16 protein-coding genes are annotated in these 22,232 nt (G+C 63.3%); 15 read left to right on the top strand and 1 reads right to left on the bottom strand.

The genetic code is table 11. The features are described from left to right. Positions 1 to 142: 142 nt before the first annotated feature. The 4 genes from U5709_RS04670 to U5709_RS04655 all read left to right on the top strand — a co-directional run bounded on the left by U5709_RS04670 (position 143) and on the right by U5709_RS04655 (position 4,651). The gene (locus U5709_RS04670; RefSeq protein WP_321972908.1) at positions 143 to 1,471 is read left to right on the top strand and encodes an alpha-amylase family glycosyl hydrolase; all 1,329 of its coding nucleotides are present in this window, start codon (positions 143 to 145) and stop codon (positions 1,469 to 1,471) included. 136 nt (positions 1,472 to 1,607) lie between these two features. After that, on the top strand, positions 1,608 to 2,609 hold the full coding sequence (locus U5709_RS04665; protein WP_321970566.1) for a 2-hydroxyacid dehydrogenase: 1,002 nt from the start codon (positions 1,608 to 1,610) through the stop codon (positions 2,607 to 2,609). Between the two features lie 65 nt (positions 2,610 to 2,674). Next, positions 2,675 to 4,129, top strand: a complete 1,455-nt coding sequence (gene pyk / locus U5709_RS04660) for a pyruvate kinase (protein WP_321970567.1) — start codon at positions 2,675 to 2,677, stop codon at positions 4,127 to 4,129. Between the two features lie 33 nt (positions 4,130 to 4,162). Further along, positions 4,163 to 4,651 (top strand): YhcH/YjgK/YiaL family protein, encoded by a 489-nt coding sequence (locus U5709_RS04655; protein ID WP_321972907.1) that lies wholly within the window; start codon positions 4,163 to 4,165, stop codon positions 4,649 to 4,651. A 333-nt stretch (positions 4,652 to 4,984) separates the two neighbouring features. Here U5709_RS04655 and U5709_RS04650 read toward each other — a convergent pair whose 3' ends face one another. Continuing rightward, entirely contained in the window at positions 4,985 to 6,748 is a 1,764-nt protein-coding gene (locus tag U5709_RS04650; protein WP_321972906.1) for a PrpR N-terminal domain-containing protein, read from the bottom strand. 127 nt (positions 6,749 to 6,875) lie between these two features. On the opposite strand from U5709_RS04650, the gene U5709_RS04645 reads away from it, so the two are divergent. The 11 genes from U5709_RS04645 (at position 6,876) to U5709_RS04595 (ending at position 22,030) form a co-directional block, all read left to right on the top strand. Next, complete coding sequence (locus tag U5709_RS04645) at positions 6,876 to 8,096, top strand: four-carbon acid sugar kinase family protein (RefSeq protein WP_321972905.1); 1,221 nt, start codon at positions 6,876 to 6,878, stop codon at positions 8,094 to 8,096. A 15-nt stretch (positions 8,097 to 8,111) separates the two neighbouring features. Beyond that, complete coding sequence (locus U5709_RS04640) at positions 8,112 to 9,266, top strand: iron-containing alcohol dehydrogenase (protein WP_321972904.1); 1,155 nt, start codon at positions 8,112 to 8,114, stop codon at positions 9,264 to 9,266. Between the two features lie 51 nt (positions 9,267 to 9,317). Continuing rightward, positions 9,318 to 10,214 (top strand): 4-hydroxy-tetrahydrodipicolinate synthase, encoded by an 897-nt coding sequence (gene dapA / locus U5709_RS04635; RefSeq protein ID WP_321972903.1) that lies wholly within the window; start codon positions 9,318 to 9,320, stop codon positions 10,212 to 10,214. After that, positions 10,215 to 11,285, top strand: coding sequence for a 4-hydroxythreonine-4-phosphate dehydrogenase PdxA (pdxA, locus tag U5709_RS04630; RefSeq protein ID WP_321970573.1), 1,071 nt, complete (start codon positions 10,215 to 10,217; stop codon positions 11,283 to 11,285). Positions 11,286 to 11,522: 237 nt separating this feature from the next. Further along, positions 11,523 to 12,827, top strand: a complete 1,305-nt coding sequence (locus U5709_RS04625) for an SLC13 family permease (protein WP_321970590.1) — start codon at positions 11,523 to 11,525, stop codon at positions 12,825 to 12,827. 150 nt (positions 12,828 to 12,977) lie between these two features. Next, on the top strand, positions 12,978 to 14,537 hold the full coding sequence (locus U5709_RS04620; RefSeq protein ID WP_321972902.1) for a PHB depolymerase family esterase: 1,560 nt from the start codon (positions 12,978 to 12,980) through the stop codon (positions 14,535 to 14,537). After that, complete coding sequence (locus U5709_RS04615; protein WP_321970575.1) at positions 14,534 to 16,264, top strand: PHB depolymerase family esterase; 1,731 nt, start codon at positions 14,534 to 14,536, stop codon at positions 16,262 to 16,264. The genes U5709_RS04620 and U5709_RS04615 overlap by 4 nt, the downstream gene beginning before the upstream one ends. A gap of 73 nt (positions 16,265 to 16,337) precedes the next feature. After that, positions 16,338 to 17,501, top strand: coding sequence for a sialidase family protein (locus tag U5709_RS04610; protein WP_321972901.1), 1,164 nt, complete (start codon positions 16,338 to 16,340; stop codon positions 17,499 to 17,501). Positions 17,502 to 17,553: 52 nt separating this feature from the next. Then, positions 17,554 to 18,042 carry a YhcH/YjgK/YiaL family protein gene (locus tag U5709_RS04605; RefSeq protein WP_321970577.1) on the top strand — a complete coding sequence of 163 codons (489 nt, stop codon included), beginning with the start codon at positions 17,554 to 17,556 and terminating at the stop codon, positions 18,040 to 18,042. Positions 18,043 to 18,047: 5 nt separating this feature from the next. Then, complete coding sequence (locus U5709_RS04600) at positions 18,048 to 19,199, top strand: MFS transporter (protein WP_321972900.1); 1,152 nt, start codon at positions 18,048 to 18,050, stop codon at positions 19,197 to 19,199. A gap of 152 nt (positions 19,200 to 19,351) precedes the next feature. Further along, a complete protein-coding gene (locus U5709_RS04595; protein WP_321970579.1) occupies positions 19,352 to 22,030 on the top strand; it encodes a cation-translocating P-type ATPase in 2,679 nt (892 codons plus the stop codon). The last annotated feature ends 202 nt before the right edge of the window (positions 22,031 to 22,232 follow it).

Raw genomic sequence — 22,232 nt, 5'->3', positions numbered from 1 at the left:
CGGAGCAGTCCGTGGGAGAGCAGGACGCCGCCGTCCAACAAGGGGCGTTTTCTGTTTCTAGAGCCTCATGGGAGACCATGGGGCTCTATTTGTGTCCAGGGGGCTTGATATACTCGAGAAACCTTAAGCGAAAGGATTCTCTATGAGCTGGTTTGAGCCTTCTTTTATGTATCAGGTATATCCCCTCGGGCTTTGCGGGGCGCCCTATGAGAACGACGGCGTCGTCGTGCATCGGCTTCGTAAACTGATCGACGACGGCTGGATCGACCACATGAAGAAACTCGGGGTTACCTGCCTCATACTGAACCCCGTGTTCGAGAGTACCTCTCACGGCTACGACACGAGCGATTACACGAAGGTCGACTGCAGGCTTGGCGAGAACCAAGACCTTGCAGACGTTGTGGCCGCTTGCCACGAGCAGGGGATTAAGGTCCTGCTCGATGGAGTCTTCAATCATGTGGGTCGCGATTTCTGGGCCTTCAAGGACGTACAGGAGAAGCGCTGGGACAGCGTTTATGCCGGCTGGTTCGAGATCGACTGGAACGGCAACAACGAGTGGAACGACGGGTTCTCGTACTCGACGTGGCAAGGCGTGCCGTATCTGATCAAGCTGAATCACAACTGCTTTGATCTTAACAACTACCTAGCCGACGTAATCCGAGACTGGGAGCGCGATTTCGATATCGATGGCTTGAGGCTCGATGTGGCTTATTGCCTGGACCGGGGCTTCCTCGGCTACCTGCGGCGCATCGCAAACGAGCTTTCCGAGAAGCGTGGCGATAAGTTCCTGCTGCTCGGCGAGACGATGTTCGGCGACTACAACCAATGGATGGGCGACGAGCTTTGCGACACGGTGACCAACTACGAGTGCTACAAGGGTCTTTGGTCGTCGATGAACTCGTCCAACATGCATGAGGTCGCTTACGCCCTCGAACGACAGAGCGGATCTCACCCGTGGGACCTGTATACAGGCAAGCACCTGCTCGACTTCGTCGACAACCACGACGTGCCTCGCATTGCCACTCAGCTTGACGACAAGAAGCAGCTTAAGCCGCTGTATGGCCTGCTCTTTGGTATGGCCGGTGTTCCGTGTGTGTATTACGGAAGCGAGTGGGGGATCAAGGGCGAGCAGAAGTTCGGCGACCACGAGCTACGCCCCGCATTGGATGCGCCCGAATGGAACGACCTTACCGACTGGATCGCGCAACTTGCCCAGGCGAGGGCTAAATCGAAGTCGATCGTGTGGGGAAGTTACGAGCAGCTGCAGGTTGCTCCACAGCAGTTGGTCTTTAAGCGCGCTTTTGAGGACGAGCGCGTCATCGTGGCTGTCAACGCTTCGAGTGAGAAAGCGACGGTTCACTTCGACGCTCAGTGCGGGCGAGGCACGGACCTGATTTCTGGCGTCGAGCACGACTTTGGGGGCGGCAGTGAGCTTGAGCCCTGCTCAGTTTGCTATTGGATTTGTGAATAGCAATACCCCTTCACATTGAAATTTGTTTAGAACGTCCGTCTACCGTCGAGTTACCTACCGCTCGCCTGATTTATACTTGTCTGCGAGAGAGTCTGGTAATTACAGCGGCATCATGCGTCTGCGAGGTCATTTGAGGATGAAGATTCTGTTCTATGGGACAGCGAGTTACGATGAGGACTCCTTTACCAAAGAACTCAAGGATTACCCCGAGATCTCGATTGATTTCATCGAGAGCAACCTCACCCCTGTGACTGCGGCGCTTGCTCGTGGCTATGACGCTGTTTGCGCGTTCGTTAATGCGGATGCCGGCCCCTTGACGCTTCGTTTTTTGTCGGATGTGGGCGTAAAGATGCTGCTTATGCGCTGTGCCGGCTACGATGCGGTTAATGTTGCCGTCGCAAAGAAGCTGGGCATCAAGGTCACCTGTGTGCCGGCGTATTCGCCCGAGGCCGTGGCCGAGCACGCCATGGGCTTGGCCCTTTGCGCCAACCGGCGAATTCACCGCGGCTTCAACCGCGTGAGGGTCAACGACTTCTCGCTTCATGGGCTCGTGGGCGAGACGATGCACGGGAAAACGGCGGGCGTTATGGGCACCGGCCGCATCGGCGCCGCGTTCTGCCGTATTTGCAAAGGATTCGGCATGAGGGTCTTAGGCGCCGATCTCTACCCGAACCAGCAGCTGGTAGAGGACGGCGTCATCGACGAATATGTGTCTTACGACGAGCTGTTTGAGCGCGCCGACCTCATCTCGCTCCATGCGTTCCTCAACGACGATAGTCGCCACATGATCAACGACGAGTCCATCGCGAAGATGAAGGACGGCGTGATTTTTGTGAACACCGGACGCGGGGGCCTCGTCGATACACAGGCCCTTATCCGCGGCATACTCTCAGGAAAAATCGGGGCTGCGGGCCTCGACGTCTACGACGAGGAGGGGCCGAATGTATACAAGAACCTCTCCGGCGAGATTGTGGATTCCATTACGAGCCGCCTGTGTTCGTTCCCGAACGTTGTCATGACCTCTCACCAGGCATTTTTTACAAAGGAGGCATTAAGCGAAATCGCGCGCGTGACTCTTGATAATGCGCGCGCCCTCGAAAACGGCACGGAATTCGTCGACCGCTCCGTGGTTTGCTAGGGGAAATAAGCGACCACGTTTCCATATCTGTCTTTGAACACAAGTCTTTCTAGAAAGAGGAAAACATGGCTTACAGCAAGAAAACCAAGATCGTCTGCACCATGGGCCCTGCGACCGAGGACGAGGAGGTCCTGCGTCAGCTCATCCTTCACGGCATGAACGTCGCCCGCTTCAACTTCTCCCACGGCAGCCACCAGTATCACCGCTCCATGATCGAGAAGGTTCGCAACCTCTCCGCCGAGCTCGGTATCCCCGTGGCTATCCTGCTCGACACCAAGGGCCCCGAGATTCGTACCGGTCTGCTTGAGGGCGGCCAGAAGGTAACCGTCAAGACCGGCGACACCCTGGTTGTGACCGCCCAGGAGACCTCCGAGGACTTCCACGGCACCTCCGAGCACATTTCCCTCGACTACCTGAACCTCCCCTCCGAGGTCGAGAAGGGTTCCGTCATCCTGATCGACGACGGCCTCATCGGCCTTGAGGTCGATCACGTCGAGGGCCAGGATATGTACTGCGTCGTTACCAACGGCGGCGAGATCGGCGAGCGCAAGGGCATCAATGTCCCCAACGTCAACGTCGGCCTGCCCTCCGTTACTGCCCAGGACCGCGCCGACATCATGTTCGGCTGCGAGCTCGGCATCGACGCCATCGCCGCTTCCTTTATCCGCGACGCCGGCGCTGTCCAGCAGATTCGTGACATCTGCGTCGAGATGGGCGCCCCCAACGTCATGATCTTCCCGAAGATCGAGAGCGCCATGGGCGTCCAGAACTTCGAGGAGATCCTGCACGTCTCCGACGGTATCATGGTCGCCCGCGGCGACCTCGGCGTCGAGGTTCCGGCCGCCCAGGTTCCGCACATCCAGAAGACCATCATCAAGAAATGCGCCGAGCACTACAAGCCGGTTATCACCGCCACCCAGATGCTCGACTCCATGCAGCGCAACCCGCGCCCGACCCGCGCCGAGGTCAACGACGTCGCTAACGCCGTTTACGACGGTACCGACTGTGTCATGCTCTCCGGCGAGACCGCTGCTGGCAAGTACCCCGTCGACGCTGTCCGCACGATGTCCGACATTTGCAAGGAGACCGAGAAGTTCGTCAAGGAGAACAAGAACTACTACGATCGCCGCGGCGTGCGCAACGTGAACGGCGCCACCGGCTTCGCCGCCGTTGAGATGGCCGACCGCGTCGATGCCAAGTGCATCATCGTCCCGACCCACTCCGGCCGTTCCGCCCGTCTGGTCTCCAAGTTCCGTCCGAAGGTGCCGCTGTACGCCATGTCCCCCTCCGAGGAGGCCATTCGTCGCACCTGCTTCTACTGGGGCGTCTACGCTTTCCGCACCACCGAGCAGGGCTCGCTTACCGGCACGCTCTACAACGCGCTGACCACCGCTAAGCAGAACAAGGTCGTCGAGGGCGGCGACATCGTCATCCTGACCGCCGGCGACCCGCAGACCTCCCCGCGCCAGGGCGACTACACCACCTCCACCAACCTCGCCATGGTCGCGCAGGTGCAGTAAGCTGCCTGCCGATTCGGCCAAAGGAGCCACCCGATGATTGTCGACTCTTTAAGCAACATTGGGCGCTACCGCGGGTTTTCTCGCGGGCTTGACGTGCTGATCGACTGGCTGGGCGCGAACAACCCGGCCGAGCTCGACCTCGGCAAGAACGAGATTTTGGGCAGCAAGGTCTTTGCCAACGTAATGGAGGCCACGACCCGCGAGCCCGCTGACGGTCAATACGAGTGGCACCGTCGCTATATCGATGTCCAGATGGACCTCGAGGGCGAAGAGCGCTTCTTTGTGACGCCCGGCAAGATCGAGGTCCGCACCCCGTTCGACGAGTCGGTGGATGCCGGCCTGGGCGTTGCTGCGGACGGTAACGACGACGTTATTGAGGGAAGCCTCGCCAACGGTCACTTCGTCGTGTTCGTCCCCGGTGAGCCTCACATGCCTACCGTGGTGCCCGCCGGCGTGACGACGGGTCTGGTCAGGAAGATCTGCTTCAAGCTTCTGGCCGATGAGTTCTGGGATGAGGCCTAAGGGCCAGGTTCCTGTGATTGCGACAAAGGCCTCCCGTCCCTATTTTGGGGCGGGAGGTTATTTTGTTCCAGACGGTTTCCGCGCGTCCCGAGGGGTCGCGTTAATTGAGCGATTAGCGTCGGCCGTTCGGCCTGCCACGGGTGACAGGCACGGGCCGCAAATCGTTCCGGGCGGCGAGTCGCCGGCTTTATGATTCGCCGCCTTTCTTGTCGCATCCCCGCGCATGCCGCCCGAGCCAGTTACCATTGGCGGGCTTCCGTCGCCTGCCAAGGGAAGCAGTCATTGGTAACGGTGCTCGGTAGGCGGAAAAGCGGCGCTAAATAGGCGTACTAGTTATTTGAGCATGCGCCAGATGGTTGTGCGCGAGAGGCCGAGGATACGTGCGGCTTCCGTTTGGTTGCCGCCGAGTTTTTTGACCACCATCTGCACGATCTCGCGCTCGGTGTCCTTGAGGGGGCGCAAGAGCTCGATAGAGGTGGAGGCGTCGGGCGTGGCGAGCGAGGAGAATAGCGTGGACTGCTCGCGGCCGAGGGCGTCGTGCACGATTTCGGCGTTGATGATGTCCGCCGAAGACGCCATGCACCTTTGCATGACCTGTCTGAGTTCGATGTAGTTCTTGGGCCACGTATGCCGCCCGAGAATCTCTGCCGCCTCGTCGGTGATGGTGGGGGGCTCGATGCCCATCCGCTGTGCCTCAGAGGCTACGAAGAGCCGTGCCGCTTGGGCGATGTCGGCACGCTTTCGCAGCGAGGGGGCAGTAAAGACGAAGCAGCTGAGCTGCTCGACGATCGACGCGATGCCGGCCGTCTCGCCACCGGCTGCGTCGTCATTCGCCGAGAATATCAAGCGGCAGCGCTCTGCCGCGCCCGTGCGCCGTATCAGGTCGAGCAGCATCCTAAGGCGGTCGTCGCTCAAGGCGTGGGCTGCCTTGAAGTAAAGCGTGTCGTCTTGGCCGAAGAGCGGCGAGCCCGTCGAGTTGAGAAGGTAGTCCCAGCTCTTGTCGATGAGAAGCGAGCAATCGATGACCACGAAGGGGCGGTTTTTCATGTTGCTGTTGAGGTAGAGCAGGGCGGCGATTTGCGCTTTACCGGAGCCGATCTCGCCTTCGAGCATCACGGGTTTCTCGATGCGGCTTGCGCGGGAGATGAAGGCGGTGCTCTGCTCACCGGCGCCGACCGCTTTGTACACGCTCGCGCGGTAGCGCTTCTCGACCTCGTCGCGGTTGAGGCGCACGATGCCGACGAGGTTCTCGCTTGACGGGATGTTTGAGGACGAGACGCTGAACGACACGACTTCTGCGGGGCCGTTTCCGCTTCGAATCATGTTGAGGCGGTAGATTTTGCGCGCGCGTCTGAGCGTGAGCTTTGCCGGCGCGGGGTCGTCGAGGTGCTCTCGCATGAAGGCGAGAAGCTCGCTTCGGCCTTCCTCGAGGTTGGAGTACATAAGGCGCCCCGGTGCGGAGAACATCGTGACCGAGGAGCTTTGGCTCTTGAGGATGTCCCAGAGCACGTGGTTCTTGTCTTGGAGGGCCTCGACCTGCTGGCAAAAGAAAAGCGTGCGCTCGAGCGCGTCGCGGACGCTCTCCGGGCCGCTCTCGAGCAGGTGGGCCTCTATGCCGAGCTCGGCGCATTTCTTTACCGCGAAGTTGTCGCAGAGGACCACCGAATAGTTGCCGGCAAGAATGTCCTGCAGCACGAGCGGCAGCTCGTCGTCGAAGTTGACGCTGTATACATCAAGGTCGAAGTCGGAGAAGTCGGCGACCTGCGACACGGACTTAAGGGTATTGGAGAACCCGACGACGGCGCAGCGCTCGCCGCGTGGGTTATGGATGGCGAGGCCATGGAGCAGGTCCGCGCTCGAGACCGAGACCTCCACGACGGGAACCGTGAACTCATCCTCGAGCATCTGCGCCGTGCCGCCTCGCGAGATGACGACATCGAAGTCGGAGCCGAAGACGCGCAGCGCGGCTTCGAGCCCTTCCTGCAGGTCGCCTTCGTGAACGGTTAGGTCGATTTCCGGAAAGTCCTCTGCGGCGGAACGTGCGACCTCGGCTAGCCCGGGGTAGGGGGCCACGAACAGTGCTCGATACAGCGCCATGATTCACCGTCCAAATTTGAAACAGCCATTTACAAGAAACCGTTTCAAATTGTAACGGTATTTTTGGATTCGACACATTTCTTATGGCTAACAAAATCTTCATCATGTGTAGACGAAAGGAGGAGAAATGGCAAAGACGATGCTCATAGCCGACGATTTGACGGGAACCCTCGACTCGGGCGTATGCTTGCTTGCCCAAGGCGCCCACGTTCTCGTTGACGATTCGTCGATGGACGGTGCGTTCGCGTCGACCGACGGCGCTCTCTGTGTCAACACCGCGTCTCGCCATATGGCCCCCGCTGAAGCCGCCGAGCACGTTTACGCGCTCGTCTCGGCAGCCAAGAAGGCCGGCGTTCGCCGCATCGTGAAGAAGACCGATTCGGCCTTGCGCGGCAACATCGGCGCTGAGTTGGCGGCGGCTTTGAAAGCCTCCGGCGAGCCCCGCCTGCACTTTATCCCTGCGCTCCCCGCGATGGGCCGCGTTACCTGCGGCGGCGTCCACTACGTCGACGGCGTCCCTGTGAGCGAGAGCGTTTTTGGCCGCGACCCTTTCGAGCCTGTGACCGTCTCGGATGTCCGCGAGGTCATTGCCCTGCAGTCCGAGGTCCCGACAATGCTGGTCCGCTCCGGCGAGCCCGTGCCTTGCGACTTCGAGGGCATCGTCGTCTACGACGCCCAGACCGATGGCGACGTGGCTTCCCGCATCCAGCAGATCGACGCCGCCCGCGACGCCGGTGTTCTTGCCGGATGCGCGGGGCTTGCGAGCTCCCTCGCCTCAATGGAGGCCGACAAGGCTGCTGACCAGGCCACTCCTGCCTTTACCGGCAACCTGCTCGTCGTCTGCGGCAGCGTGAACGACGTCTCTCGCCGCCAGTGCGACCTCGCCGAGGAGTCCGGCGCCCGCGTGTTCCACATCGCCGAGACCGAGAAGTCCGACGACGCCTGGCTTTGCGGCGACGATGGCCGCGCCTTTGTTGCGGCCGTCAACGCTTCTTGGGCGGCCAACCCCCTCACCGTGGTCAACGGCTCCGGTCTCGAGGATCTCTCGTCGCTTATCCCTGAGGGCGCTGATGTGCGCCAGGTGGTTTCCGATCACATCGGCGGCCTTCTCGCTGCCATCTGCGCCGCGGGCGTCCGCGGCCGCGCGCTCGTCACGGGCGGCGACGTTCTCACGAGCTTCCTTGCCCAGGCGAAGGTCGCGGAGCTCTCGCCTCTGGGCCAGGTTTCCGACGGTGTCGTCGCCTTTAAGGTCGGCCTCGGCGCCGACGACCTCGTAATCGCATCCAAGTCGGGCGGCTTCGGCAATGATGAGCTGCTCGTCCAGATGGCACAACTCGGCACAAAGTAGAAGGAGTGTTGCGCAATGCTTAGCAAGTATTCCCTGAGGCTTCCCAAGGTCGTCTTCGGCGGCGAGAACCCCACCGAGGAGATGGCCGCCGCCCTCAAGAAGGAGGGCGCCAAGAAGGTCGTCGTCTTTACCGACAAGAGCCTGCGCAAGCTCGGTCTCGTCGAGCCCACGCTGGAGGCCGTGAAGGCCGCCGGCGCCGAGGCCGCCATCATCGACGATATCCCCGCCGAGCCCACCTACTCTGAGGTCCAGAACGTCGTCGATCAGGTCAAGGGCTTGGGTGCCGACGCCATCATCGCTGTCGGCGGCGGCTCCGTCATGGATTCCGCCAAGCTCGCGGGCGTCTGCGCAACTGACGAGTACACCGTCCACGACCTTCTCGCCGACCCCACCCAGGCCTCCAAGAAGATCAAGATGATCGCCGTTCCCACCACCGCCGGTACCGGCGCCGAGGCCACTCCGAACGCTATCGTGGCCGTGCCCGAGGAGGAGCTCAAGGTCGGCATCGTCAACGACGGCCTCATCGCCGATTATGTGGTGCTCGACGCCAACATGATCAAGAACCTCCCTCGCTCCATCGCGGCCGCGACCGGCGTCGACGCCCTCTGCCACGCCATCGAGTGCTACACCTGCAACAAGGCCAACCCCTTCAGCGACATCTTCGCCCTGGAGGCCTTCGATCTCATCATGAACAACATCGAGGCTGCCTGCGATGACCCCGAGGCCATGGGCGCCAAGCGCGCCATGCAGATCGCCAGCTTCTACGCCGGCATCGCCATCACCGCCTCCGGCACCACCGCGGTCCACGCGCTCTCTTACCCGCTGGGCGGCAAGTACCATATCGCCCACGGTGTCTCCAACGCCATCCTGCTGTGCCCGGTCATGCACTTCAACGAGCCGGCCATCCGCGAGCGCCTGGCCGCCGCCTACGACCGTGCCATCCACGCCGGCGCCACGACTGTCGAGGAGAAGTCCGCTGCCGTCATCGAGCGCATGGACCAAATCGTCGATCACCTTAACATCCCCAAGAAGCTCGATGAGCTTGGTGTGACCGACGCCAGCGTCGATGAGCTCGCCGGGGCGGGCATGAAGGTCCAGCGCCTGCTCACCAACAACATGCGCGAGGTCACCCTCGAGGACGCCCGCGCCCTCTATGCGCAGATCCTCTAGGCACCCATTCAAAACCAAGTTCGGCAAGGACTAGCGAGAAAGGAAAGCGCAATGGCAGAGCTCAAGGGCATCATCGTCCCCATCGTCACGCCGATGAATGAGGACGAGACCGTCAACACCGAGGAGCTTCGCGCCCAGGTCGACCGGCAGATCGCCGCCGGCATCCACGGCATCTTCCCATTCGGCACCAACGGCGAGGGCTACATCCTTAACGGCGAGGAGAAGAAGCTCGTTCTCGAGACCGTTATCGACCAGGTAGCGGGTCGCGTGCCCGTGTACGCCGGCACCGGCTGCATGTCCACCAAGGAGACCATCGAGCAGTGCAAGATGGGCGAGGCCGCTGGCGCGGACATCCTCTCCGTCATCACCCCGTCGTTCGCAAAGGCTTCCCAGCACGAGCTGATCGAGCACTACACCAAGGTCGCCGAGGCCGTGCCGAACATGCCGATCGTGCTTTACAACATCCCGATGCGCACCGGCAACGCCATCGAGCCCGAGACCGTCGTCGAGCTCGCCAAGATCGACAACATCGTGGGCGCCAAGGACTCCTCCGGCGACTGGGACAACCTCTCCGCCTACATCGAGCTCACGAAGGGCATGGACTTCGGCGTGCTCTCCGGCAACGACGCGCTGATTCTCAAGGCCCTCAAGGCCGGCGCCAAGGGCGCCATCGCGGGTTGCGCGAACGTGTACCCGACCAACATGGCCGGCATCTACGACAACTTCGTGGCCGGTGACCTCGAGGCCGCCGAGGCCTGCCAGGGCAACGTGGCCAACCTACGCGCTTGCTTTAAGTACGGCAACCCCAATACCGTGGTCAAGACAGCCGTCAACCTGCTCGGCTACCCCGTCGGCAAGTGCCGCGCCCCGTTCAACTACCTGCCGCCCGAGGGCATCGAGGCCCTTCAGGCCGCGCTTGACGCCGATAAGGCGAAGGGGGTGTGCTAAATGACGAACCAGCTCCCTATCGTCGGCATCACCATGGGCGACCCGGCCGGCAACGGCCCCGAGATCACCGTCAAGGCGCTCGCCGACGCCACGCTCTATGACCGCTGCCGCCCCATCGTCGTGGGCGACGCCAAGATGATCGAGCAGGCCAAGGGCTTCGTCGGCATGCCCGAGATTCGCGTGAATCCCGTCTCTTCGGTCTCTGAGGCCAAGTTCGAGGCCGGTACCATCGACGTTTACCAGCTCGACCTCATCGAGGACGTGAGCAAGTTCAAGGTGGGCGAGGTCTCCGTGGAGGGCGGCAACGCCGCGTTCCAGTCCGTGAAGAAGACCATCGAGCTCGCCATGGCCGGCGAGGTCGACGCCACCGTGACCAACGCTCTCAACAAGGAGGCCATGAACCTGGCCCTCGCGCCGCAGGGCATGCACTTCGACGGCCACACCGAGATCTACGCCACCTACACGGGCACCAAGAAGTATTGCATGATGCTCGCCCACCACGACTTCCGCGTCGTGCACGTCTCTACGCACTGCTCGCTTCGTGAGGCGTGTGACCGCGTCAAGACCCCGCGCGTCCTCGAGGTCATCGAGCTCGCCAACGAGGCGTGCCGAAACCTCGGCATCGAGAAGCCGAAGGTCGCCGTCGCGGGGCTCAACCCGCACTGCGGCGAGCACGGCCTCTTTGGCACCGAGGAGGCCGACGAGATCGAGCCCGCTATCAAGCTGGCCCAGGAGGAGGGCATCGACGCCGTCGGCCCGATTCCGCCCGACTCCGTCTTCTCCGAGATGAACGGTGGCTGGTACGACATCACCGTGTGCATGTACCACGACCAGGGTCACATCCCCACCAAGGTCCTCGGCTTCGTCTACGACCGCGAGGCGCAGGGCTGGAAGGCCGTCGAGGGCGTGAACATCACGCTCGGGCTTCCCATCATCCGCACCTCCGTCGACCACGGCACGGGCTTCGCCCTCGCCGGCAAGGGCACGAGCAACGAGCTCTCCCTCGTCAACGCCATCGACTACGCCCTGCGCATGGCCGCAGGCAGGATGGCCCAGGCTGAACAGGCCTAAGTTTCGGCATCGCGTGCCGGCCGGGGACGGGCTCCATGCGCCCCTCCTTTCCGACAGATCTGCCCCGGCCGGCACCCTGCATACCAGCGTCGATTTAGCTGCAACGCTTTTCTTGATGCATAAATGGCAGTCGTATCTGATTGCTCATACAAGGTAATTTGCGACCGGGATGGGCCCGGCCGCTTAGGCGAGCCTTATCAATTTTTGATGAGGCAAAGGAAGGAAGGAGTGATTGAGATGACCTTGCAGATGATTCTGGCCCTTGCCGTTCTCGTCATCATGCTCGTCTTGATCATGTTCGACATCATGCCGTTCGGCGCGCCGCCGATCTTCGCGAGCTGCCTGCTCGTGGCATGCGGCACCATCTTCGGTGCCAATTGGGAAGTTCAGTGGGACGTCCCCTACGCCTTCGCCGGCTTTACCAACGCCAGCGTTTGGATGATCGCGTTCTTCATGGTCGTCATGGCCGCCGTCCAGAAGACGAGTCTTATCGCCAAGGTTAAAGACGCCATGTCCGACCTGGTCAACAAGGGCGGCTTCATGAGCTACGTCGCCTTGATCATCGTTGTCATGCTCGGCGCCTCGCTCGCCGGCGGCGGCTCCACGGGCTACTACGTCCTCATCCTCGCCCTCGTGGCCACGCTTCCGTACAACAAGAAGCTCCCGACCTCCAAGCTCCTGATGCCGCTCGGCTTCGCCACGAACCACCCGCTCATCCCTATCAACGTCGCTCTCCAGTACGGCGTTATGGTCACCGTCCTCGAGTCGGCCGGCGCCGCTTCCGACGTGTCCATGGTGAGCTTCTCGCTCGTCACCTTTGCCCTCTCCGTTGGCTTCATCGTCGCCGCCCTCGTGGGCTTCAAGTTCCTGCCCGATCACGAGATCGCCGCCGCCACCGACGAGCAGAAGGCCCGTCGCGAGGAGGAGATCGTCACGATGAGCAAGGGCCAGGAGACCCTGACCGTCGTCCTGTTCTTCGCCACCGTCGTATGCATGATGTTCATGAACACCCTCGGCAACCTTGCTTACGTGCTCCCCGGCATCGCCGCCTTCATCCTCATGCTCGCCGGCGTCGTGACCTGGAAAGAGTTCCGTGACGGCATCTTCGCCCCCGTCGTCCTCATGATGGCCGGCGTCATCCCCGTGGCCAACGCCCTTGCAGACTCCGGCCTCACCGCCCTCATCGGCAACGCCGTCGCCGGTGCCGCCGGCGGCATGAGCCCGTTCGTCATTGTCTTCCTGTTCTCCATCCTGACCTCGACCTGCGCGACCTTCACAGGCTCCAACATGGGCTCCGTGTACATCTTCGCGCCGATCGCCGTCGCCACCTGCATGCAGCTCGGTGTCTCTCCGCTCGCCGCTGCCGCTGCGGTCGTCATCTCCGGTTGGCAGGGCGGCTACATGCCCGTCGACGGCCTGCCCGCGATGATTTTCGGCATGGGCAACTACAAGCTCAGCGAGTTCTGGAAGTTCACCATCCCGATGTACCTTATCCGCATCGCGGCGCTCTCGCTCGGCGCGGTCCTGATCTTCCCGATGTAAGGCCCCTTTCCTGGGTCGCTGCCCGTCCGCTGGGGGTGGGCGGGCAGCGCTTGCAAGGCCACTTCGAGCTCCCCCTGTTCGGAGTGGCTTTGCAAGCGCTAAATCCCCCTTGCCATGCGTCTTTGGCCACACGACCGTGAGGGAGGTCCCGTGTCCTTGAGTGAGTGCTTCACCTACATCTCGGCGAAGGCCGGGACCGACCCCGTGAGGCTTGTCTTCTTGTGCGCACCGGCGGGCTCCTGTGAGACGCTCGAGGCGACGACCGAGTTCGCTCGTGCGAGCGGCTGGGTCCGGGCCGTCGAGGACGGCGGCGCGGCGCTCGTGGCGCCCGTCGTCCCTGGTGGCTGGGCCGCAGCTCCCAAAGGCCTTCTCCACAGCCTTTATGGCGAGGCCAGGGGTTATTTCCGCGTCGCTGAGGGTCGCGGCATACCGGGCAAGAACGACGTTGCCTGGGTATGGGAGGTCCTTCTCGGCCTCGTTGGCTACGGCGAAGGCGCGTGCTTCGCGGCCGATTACGTGGCGGCGCACCCAAGCTTTTGCGCGGCGAGCGTGCTCGTAGGCGGCCAGATGAGCGACTTTTCCGTGCTCAATGAGCCTTCTGACCATTGGTTTGTTGCCGAGCCGTCCGAGTTCTACGCCGCGCCCGCGAACAAAGACGTGCCGGTGGCGGTTTGGTTTATCGGAGAGGCCGCCGACGAGGCGACCGTGGCCGCCCTCGCGCGCCGCGGGGCGCCGGAGGGCTGTGTTCGCGTCGACGCCGATGACATGTCGGCTGAGGAGGGCTTCGCCGCCCGCGCGCTCGACTATCTCTCGCATGCGATCCGCTGGAAGAGCGGCCCCGACGGCCGCCTTGCTTGGCACCACACCGCCGCGGAGTTCGACGTGGGCAATACATATCATCACCGCTCGGTGACCCTGCGCGGCATCGAGTATCCCTATGCGCTCCACCTTCCGTGCGGGATGTCGACAGACGATGCCCGTGACCTGCCGCTCGTTCTTTCTATCCATGGTCGCGGAGAGCCCGCTTGGATTTTTTCCGACAAGAACGGCTGGGAGCGCCTTGCCGACGAGACGAGGGGCTTTGCCGTAGCGCTGCCCGACTCGCCGGGAAACATCTGGATGGATTCACGCGACGCCGGAGTCGCGGCCGCGGTCGCGGCCGACGCCGTGGGGGCCTTTGGCTTGGATGCCTCGCGCGTCTACATCACGGGCTTCTCGAACGGTGCCGTGTACACCGCACAACAGGCGACGGCCCACCCCGAGAACTTCGCCGCCGCGTCGTCGTGGAACGGCCCGGGCCTAGAGGCGGTCGCCGCTGGTGGCATGGGCGACCATGTCTTTGCCGAGGGTTTTGCGCGCAGCGCGGCCGAGATGCCCTTCTGGATTTGCTTCGGCTCCGCCGACGGCCCCCAGTGCCGCGACCATGAGGGCGACCTCGCGCATGTGCTCGCGCCGAACGGTTGCTGCGGCGACGATGCGGTCGTCTGGGACGGCGACAACCACTACCTCAAGGAGTTCGGCTACGCCGAGGGCGATCGTCTGACCTCGCGCGTGTTTATGGATGCCGAGGGTTGTCCCCGCGTTGGCATCACCGAGGTGCGCGATCTGCCCCACGGCGCCATAGCCGATGAGGCGCGCGCCGCCTGGGAGTTCATGAAGAGGTTCCGTCGGCCTGAGGGGTCATGTAAGGTGGAGGTGCTCGAGTCATGAGAAACGATTTCGAACCCCTGGTCCAGCGGTCTGCCTTGGGCGGCGGCCTTGTGCGCGAGCAGGTGAGCGGCTCGACCTCCGGTGCCCTCAACCCCGAGAACAACGTCGAGGTCGCGGTCGGTTCCGACCGTTCGATGCTCGTGTACGCCCCGAAGTCGGGCTGCCCGCACGCCAAGCAGACGCAGGTCCTCATGGTCCTGCGCGACGAGGCCGGCGAGACGAGCGCGCGGGAGGCCCTGGACTGCCTCGGCCTGGCAGCGCTCGCGGAGGAGCGGCACTTCGTCGTCGTGTTCCCCGAGCCCTTGGAGAGCGGCTGGAATTACGCGGCCGATTCCTCGCGCGAGGACGACGCGGACTTTATCGTTCGGTGCTTCGCCGCGCTGCCGAAGTCGTCGGTGGGCGTGGCGGGCTTCAACGGCATGATCTATCACTTGGCCTGCTCGGCGCAATCCTCCGCCATGGCCATGATGCTCGCGGCGAGCCGGCCGATGGACGCCGCCGCCGTGATGGTCGGGCGCCTGCCTGAGGGTTTCTTGCCCCCGGAGGCAAAGGCGCCGCAGGTAGCATGGCTGTACGAGCAAGACGCGACGCTTGAGGAGTGGCTTTTCCGGGCCAACGGCGAGGCGCCTGAGGCTTCAGGTGGTGGCCTTTCTGCCGGCGAGGTCGCCCGCGCCTGGGAGCAGATGTTCTCGGTGACCCGTCGTTGGAGAAACGACGTCTTCGGCACCTATCAGCCGCGTACCGACTTTGTCGGCGAGGGCTACGTGTCGCACGTGGACGATTGCTCGCTCGGGCTCGTCGACGGTTGTCCCCGCACATGGCACGAGCTCGTGCCCAGAAGCGTCGCTGCGAGCGATAGCCCCGCACCGCTCGTCATCTACCTGCACGGCATTAACTGCTGCGGCTCCTATGGCGCCGAGCAGAGCGGGTGGGGGAGCCTGGCCGCGCGTGACGGCTTTATGGTGGTCTTTCCCGATGCCACCGCTGAGATGCGCTGGAATGTCTGGAACGACCCGCGCCTGCCGCTCGACATGGTCTATATCCTCGCGCTCATCGACCACATGGACGAGGTTCACCCGGTCGATCGCTCGCGCGTCTATCTCTCGGGCTTCTCGATGGGCTCGATGTTCGCTAACGCCCTGTCGGCCGCCTATCCGGAGGTCTTCGCCGGTGTCGTGGCGCTTAACGGCCCCTCTATGGGCATTTTGCGCACCCTCGACGAGTCGCGCGAGATGGTGCTGCAGTTCAGGTCTTCGTCGATTGTCGGCGGCATCGAGCCCAACGGGGCCGAGGCGTCGCCCGCCTGTGAGCTCGCCGGCAAGAAGAAGGCCCTGTTCAACTACCGCATGCCCATCGTGCAGTTCGTTGGCCTTTTGGACGGCGTCGGCTTCGATCGCGGGAGGCTCTGGCCAGCGGCTGCCGACGACGCCGGCCTTTGGCCGCAGACGCTTACCTGGTGGCTCGGCTACGACGCCTCGGGCGAGGCTTTCTCGCTTGGCGCGGGAACGCCGACCGGCTTTGCGTCCGACACCTGCGAACGGGTGGGGGAGCGCATGGTCGAGCAAACTTGGCGTTCCTCAGACGACGCCTCTCCGGTGTATTACCACCTCGTCGCCACGGAGCGCATGCCGCACGCCGTCGATTTCGCGCAGGTCGAGCACGGCTGGGACATCGTGAGGCATTGGTCGCGCCGTCCGGACGGCTCTCTTGCCAACGACGGCAAATAAGGCGCTTTGGCGGGATACCGCCTCGTATAGTCAGTGTAGGGGCGCCGCGGCGCCGTAAGAGAAAGGAACCGACATGTCCATTCAGACCCTCCCCGGGCTCACGCCCGACGGCCAGGTCTATTACGACTCGGAGATGGAGCTCACCGAGGCCTTCGTGAACCCCGGCCCCTGGAAGACCGCCCACGGCCCCGGCCTCCTCGAGACCCCCGAGGGCACTATCCTGTGTTGCTGGTTCGCCGGCACCTATGAGGGCGACACCGACATCAACATCGTGGTCTCCCGCCTCGAGAAGGGTTCCGACAAGTGGAGCGAGCCGACCTATATCAGCCACAATGACGACCGTTCCGACCAGAACCCGTCGCTGTTTCTGAACCCCAACGGCGAGATCTGGGCCATGTACACCTCCCAGCTCGGCCGCCAGCCCGGCAAGGACAACATGCAGTACACCTCCGTGGTGAAGAAACAGGTCTCCATCGATGACGGCAAGACCTGGTCCGAGCCCGAGGTCGTCCTTCCCGAGGAGGGCACCTTCGCGCGCCAGTGCGTCCAGATCCTCTCCAACGGCCGCTGGATCTATGGCCTGTGGCTGTGCACCGACTCCGCGAGCGGCCTTGCCGGCGACCCGTCGGCCTTCGCCATCTCCGATGACCAGGGCATGACCTGGCGCCGCGTCGATGTGCCCGAGTCCTCCGGACGCGTCCACCCGAGCGTCGTGGAGCTCGAGGACGGTCACCTCGTGGCCTTCATGCGCTCCCGCGAGGCCGACTTCGTCTACCGCAGCGAGTCCACCGACTACGGCGATACCTGGACCGTCCCCGAGAAGACCCCGCTGCCCAACAACAACTCTGGCATTGGCGTGACTAAGCTCTCGAGCGGCCGAATCGCGCTTATCTACAACCACAACTCCGCCCCCGCCACCTATGGCAAGAAGGGCGCGTGGCCGGCGCTGCGCAACCCCGTCTCCATCGCGCTTTCCGAGGACGGCGGCAAGACCTTCCCGCTCATCCGCAACATCGAGCGCGGCGAGGGCTATGTGGGCGACGAGAACAAGTTCAACAACCGCCAGTACGAGTACCCCACGATTATCCAGACCGTTGACGGTTCCATTCACTGCGCGTACGCGTATCGCACGCGTCAGGGCGTAAAGTGGGTCAAGCTCACCGAGGCGGACATCATGGGCAAGACCCGTGGCGAGGGCACCTACAACCCGACCTCGGGCGACGTGGGCGCTCATTAGTCATCGGCCTGGGACCGCGGCCTCGGACCCCCCAACTCAAAGGAGAGATGCAATGATTTACGACGGACTTGGACAGATCGGACTCTATCGCGGCCTCTTCCGCGGCCTTGATGTCCTGATCGATTGGCTGGGCGAAAACGACCTGAACGACCTGCCGCTCGGACGCACCGAGATTTTGGGCAAGAAGGTCTTCATCAACAAGATGAACGCCAACACCCGCGCCTTCGAGAACGGGCGCTTCGAGACCCACCGCAGGTACATGGACGTGCAGATCGACTTGGAGGGCGCCGAGAACTTCAAGACCACCCCGGGCAAGATCGAGTACACCGGCGAGTTCGACGTCGAGGGCGACAAGGGCTTCGGCCACGAGACGCCCGACAACCACGACCTGATTGACGGCACCCTCAAGAACGGCCACTTCGCGCTGTTCATGATCGGCGAGGCCCATATGCCTAACCTGGTGTGCGACGGCGCCGAGCCCGGCACCATCACGAAGGTCTGCGTCAAGATCCTTGGCGACCAGTTCTGGGGCGAGGACTAGCGGCAATGGACGCGGGCATGGGGTCGGCGGGGAAGCACGACGTGGCGATCATCCTCGCTGCGAGCTTCTTCTACCTTGCCAGCCCCATGCTCGTGAATCCCCTGGTCACAGGTTTTGCCGGTGAGCTGGGGGCGTCGGCCGTGCTCATGGGGCTTATCGGCGGCGTCACGAACCTGGCCTCGCTCTTTGTGCGGCCCGTCGCCGGAAACCTCGTGGACCGGCTCCCCAAGCGCCGCATGGCGCTCGGCGGGTCGCTCCTTATGGCTGCGAGTTGCCTCGGGTATGCGGCGGCGTGGGCTCCGGCGGTTCTCGTCGCCTTTCGCGTGGCCAACGGCGTCGGGTATTCGCTGTGCTCCGTGGCGATGTCGTCGTGGCTCGCGAGTCTGCTTCCGCGTGACCGCGTGGGGGCGGGCATGGGGCTTTTCGGCATGATGAACGCGCTTGGCATGGCGGTTGGGCCGTCGCTCGGCTTAGCCGTCCAAGGAGCTCTCGGGTATCGTGCGGCGTTTGTGTGCGCAGGGTTTTTAGCTGCGGTTTGTTTTGTGCTTGCAGCTTTGGTCCCGGATCTGGGGGCGCCTTCGGCGACGCCAAGCGAGCGCCGCGGGTATCGTCTCGTGGCGCCGTCGGTCGTGCCGGTCGCGCTCATCGTCATGCTCTTCACGCTGCCGTACACGGCCACGCAGTCGTTCATCGTGAGCTACGTGGCCGGCCGCGCGCCGGCCACGACGGTCGGCCTGTTCTTCCCGGTCTATGCCGCGGCCCTCCTTGCGCTCCGCTTCGGCCTAAGGAGGGTACTCGATACGGTGAGCATGGGGAGGTTCCTTGCGGCGGGCAGCGCCTGCGCGCTCGCATCCTTCGCGCTCCTTTGGCGTGTCCAGGATAACGCGGCGCTGGTTGCGGCAGCGGTGTGCACGGCGGGCGGCTACGGCCTCATGTGCTCGGTCTGCCAGACCGCGGCGGTCAAGCTCGCGGCGCCGAGCGACGTCGGGCTCGCCAACAGTACCTACTACATGGGCTTCGATCTCGGCATGTCGCTCGGGCCCATCGTGGGCGGCGCCGTAATCGCGACCGGAGGGCTTGGCTCCCTCTATCCCTGCATGATGGTCACGGTGCCTCTTGCCGCGGCCGTTTATCTGCTCTTCTGCACCAAAAAATGAAGCGAAACAACAGTCATCGGCTACGGTAGAATAAGCAAGCTTTTGTAAGCGCGGCCGGCACGGCAACCTTGATGAGCCCTTGCCCTTCTCCTGGGAATTATGATCGGGCATCAATCTGCCGGCCGCAGGAAAGAACCCAGGAGGGGAATCGCATGAAAGAGTATCTGTCGAGCTCAGCCGATGTCCTGCACGAGCAGGGCACCGACGAGGAAGCCGGCCTTACCGCCGCCGAGGCCGCGAAGCGCCTCGAGGCCCACGGCCCCAACAAGCTGAAGGAGGAGGAGAAGACCCCGCTGTGGATCCGCTTCTTTGAGCAGATGGCCGACCCCATGGTCATCATGCTTATCGTCGCGGCCGTGATCAGCGCCGTGACCGGCGCCATCCAGGGCGAGATCGACTTCGCCGACGTCATCATCATCATGACGGTCGTCATCATCAACTCCGCCCTCGGCGTCATCCAGGAGGCCAAGAGCGAGGAGGCCCTCGCGGCCCTGCAGGAGATGAGCGCCGCCCAGTCCAAGGTCATGCGCGACGGCAAGCTCGTCATGCTGCACTCCAGCGAGCTCGTCCCCGGCGACGTCATCCTGCTCGAGGCCGGCGACTCCGTGCCCGCCGACTGCCGCGTGCTCGAGAGCGCCTCCATGAAGATCGAGGAGGCCGCCCTTACCGGCGAGTCCGTGCCCGTCGAGAAGCACTCCGACGCCATCGACCTCGGCGGCGCCGACGACGTGCCGCTGGGCGACCGCAAGAACATGTGCTACATGGGCTCCACCGTCGTCTACGGCCGCGGCCGCGCCGTCGTGGTGGCAACCGGCATGGACACCGAGATGGGCAAGATCGCCGGCGCCCTGTCCGAGGCCAAGGAGGAGCTCACTCCGCTGCAGGTCAAGCTCGACGAGCTGTCCCACATCCTTACCAAGATGGTCATCGCCATCTGCGTGGTCATCTTCGTGGTCGACATCCTGCGCAGCGGCATCGGCAACGTCATGGCCAACCCGATGTCGATGATCGACACATTCATGGTCGCCGTCTCGCTGGCCGTCGCCGCCATCCCCGAGGGCCTCGTGGCCGTCGTCACCATTGTCCTTTCGCTCGGCGTCACCAAGATGGCCAAGCGTCAGGCGATCATCCGCAACCTGTCCGCCGTCGAGACCCTCGGCTGCACTCAGGTGATCTGCTCGGACAAGACGGGCACCCTGACCCAGAACAAGATGACCGTCGTCAAGCACGACCTGTGCGCCCCCGAGGAGAAGCACGTCGCCGGCATGGCGCTGTGCTCCGACGCCAAGTTCGACGCCGAGGCCGGCGAGGCCGTGGGCGAGCCGACCGAGTGCGCCCTGGTCAACGATGCCGCCAAGGCCGGCATGACCAGCCTAGACGTCGAGCATCCGCGCGTGGGCGAGGCCCCGTTCGACTCCGGACGCAAGATGATGTCCGTCGTGGTCGAGACCCTCGACAACGAGTACGAGCAGTTCACCAAGGGCGGCCCCGACGTCGTCCTCGGCCTGTGCACCTCCGTCTACGAGAACGGCGAGATCGTTCCTCTGACCGACGAGAAGCGCACCGAGATCCTCGCCGCCAACAAGGCCATGGCCGACCAGGCGCTGCGCGTGCTCGCGCTCTCTTGTCGCCACTACACCGAGAAGCCGACCGATTTCTCCGCCTCGGCCCTCGAGCACGACCTCACCTTCTGCGGCCTTTCCGGCATGATCGACCCCGAGCGTCCTGAGGTCGCCCCCGCCATCGAGGAGGCCCACGCCGCCGGCATCCGCACCGTCATGATCACCGGCGACCACATCGACACCGCCGTGGCCATCGCCAAGAACCTCGGCATCGTCGAGGACCGCAGCCAGGCCATCACCGGCGCCGAGATCGACAAGATGTCCGACGAGGAGCTCGATTCCAAGATCGAGAACTACGGCGTCTACGCCCGCGTTCAGCCTGAGCACAAGACCCGCATCGTCGAGGCTTGGAAGAGCAAGGACATGATCGTCGCCATGACCGGCGACGGCGTCAACGACGCCCCGTCCATCAAGCGCGCCAACATCGGCGTCGGCATGGGCATCACCGGCACCGACGTCACCAAGAACGTGGCCGACATGGTCCTCGCCGACGACAACTTCGCCACCATCATCTCCGCGTGCGAAGAGGGCCGTCGCATCTACGACAACATCCGCAAGGTGATTCAGTTCCTGCTCTCCGCGAACCTGGCCGAGGTCTTCTCGGTCTTCGCCGCCACGCTCGTGGGCTTCACGCTGTTCCAGCCTGTGCAGCTGCTGTGGGTCAACCTCGTCACCGACTGCTTCCCGGCGCTGGCGCTGGGCATGGAGGAGGCCGAGGGCGACATCATGCAGCGCAAGCCGCGCAACGCTTCCGACGGCGTCTTCGCCGACCACATGGGCCTCGACTGCATCGTGCAGGGCCTGATCATCACCGTGCTCGTCCTTGCCAGTTTCTTTGCCGGCGTGTACTTCGACATGGGTTATATCCACATCGCCGATATGATCGCCGGTTCCGCCGACGAAGAGGGCGTCATGATGGCCTTCATCACGCTGAACATGGTCGAGATTTTCCACTGCTTCAACATGCGCAGCCGCCGCACCTCGCTCTTTGCCATGAAGAAGCAGAACCTCTGGCTCTGGGGCGCCGCCGTCCTTGCCCTGGTCCTGACCCTCATCGTGGTTATGGTCCAGCCGCTCGCCCAGATGTTCTTCAACGTCGACCCGCTGGAGGCCAAGGGCATCCTGACTGCTCTGGGCATCGCGTTCCTCATCATTCCGCTGACCGAACTCTACAAGGCCATCATGCGCGGCGTGGAGAAGAACGACTAACACTGCGTTTGGGCTGCGAGCCCGACGATGAGTTCGCGCTAAGGCGCCCCGCATGCTTCACGGCATGCGGGGCGTTTTTGCGTTTTTGGGGCCGCGGTCACGCGGGCGGCGACTCCTTTACGCCGCATCGACCGCCGTTCGTGAGCTTCGACGCGGCCCTTTGCGCACAAAAGCCGGGATAGCGGCAGTTTTTCCCGCGCGG

This window comes from Paratractidigestivibacter sp. (genome assembly GCF_963660155.1).
Taxonomy (GTDB): domain Bacteria; phylum Actinomycetota; class Coriobacteriia; order Coriobacteriales; family Atopobiaceae; genus Paratractidigestivibacter.
Note: the sequence above shows the minus strand (reverse complement) of the source record. Positions and strands in the feature narration are given on the sequence as shown.

What these genes read in the sequence shown, in the direction of transcription:
- U5709_RS04670 (WP_321972908.1), top strand. Translation starts at nt 143, where the DNA reads ATGAGCTGGTTTGAGCCTTCTTTTATGTATCAGGTATATCCCCTCGGG.
- U5709_RS04665 (WP_321970566.1), top strand. Translation starts at nt 1,608, where the DNA reads ATGAAGATTCTGTTCTATGGGACAGCGAGTTACGATGAGGACTCCTTT.
- pyk (WP_321970567.1), top strand. Translation starts at nt 2,675, where the DNA reads ATGGCTTACAGCAAGAAAACCAAGATCGTCTGCACCATGGGCCCTGCG.
- U5709_RS04655 (WP_321972907.1), top strand. Translation starts at nt 4,163, where the DNA reads ATGATTGTCGACTCTTTAAGCAACATTGGGCGCTACCGCGGGTTTTCT.
- U5709_RS04650 (WP_321972906.1), bottom strand. Translation starts at nt 6,748, where the DNA reads ATGGCGCTGTATCGAGCACTGTTCGTGGCCCCCTACCCCGGGCTAGCC.
- U5709_RS04645 (WP_321972905.1), top strand. Translation starts at nt 6,876, where the DNA reads ATGGCAAAGACGATGCTCATAGCCGACGATTTGACGGGAACCCTCGAC.
- U5709_RS04640 (WP_321972904.1), top strand. Translation starts at nt 8,112, where the DNA reads ATGCTTAGCAAGTATTCCCTGAGGCTTCCCAAGGTCGTCTTCGGCGGC.
- dapA (WP_321972903.1), top strand. Translation starts at nt 9,318, where the DNA reads ATGGCAGAGCTCAAGGGCATCATCGTCCCCATCGTCACGCCGATGAAT.
- pdxA (WP_321970573.1), top strand. Translation starts at nt 10,215, where the DNA reads ATGACGAACCAGCTCCCTATCGTCGGCATCACCATGGGCGACCCGGCC.
- U5709_RS04625 (WP_321970590.1), top strand. Translation starts at nt 11,523, where the DNA reads ATGACCTTGCAGATGATTCTGGCCCTTGCCGTTCTCGTCATCATGCTC.
- U5709_RS04615 (WP_321970575.1), top strand. Translation starts at nt 14,534, where the DNA reads ATGAGAAACGATTTCGAACCCCTGGTCCAGCGGTCTGCCTTGGGCGGC.
- U5709_RS04610 (WP_321972901.1), top strand. Translation starts at nt 16,338, where the DNA reads ATGTCCATTCAGACCCTCCCCGGGCTCACGCCCGACGGCCAGGTCTAT.
- U5709_RS04605 (WP_321970577.1), top strand. Translation starts at nt 17,554, where the DNA reads ATGATTTACGACGGACTTGGACAGATCGGACTCTATCGCGGCCTCTTC.
- U5709_RS04600 (WP_321972900.1), top strand. Translation starts at nt 18,048, where the DNA reads ATGGACGCGGGCATGGGGTCGGCGGGGAAGCACGACGTGGCGATCATC.
- U5709_RS04595 (WP_321970579.1), top strand. Translation starts at nt 19,352, where the DNA reads ATGAAAGAGTATCTGTCGAGCTCAGCCGATGTCCTGCACGAGCAGGGC.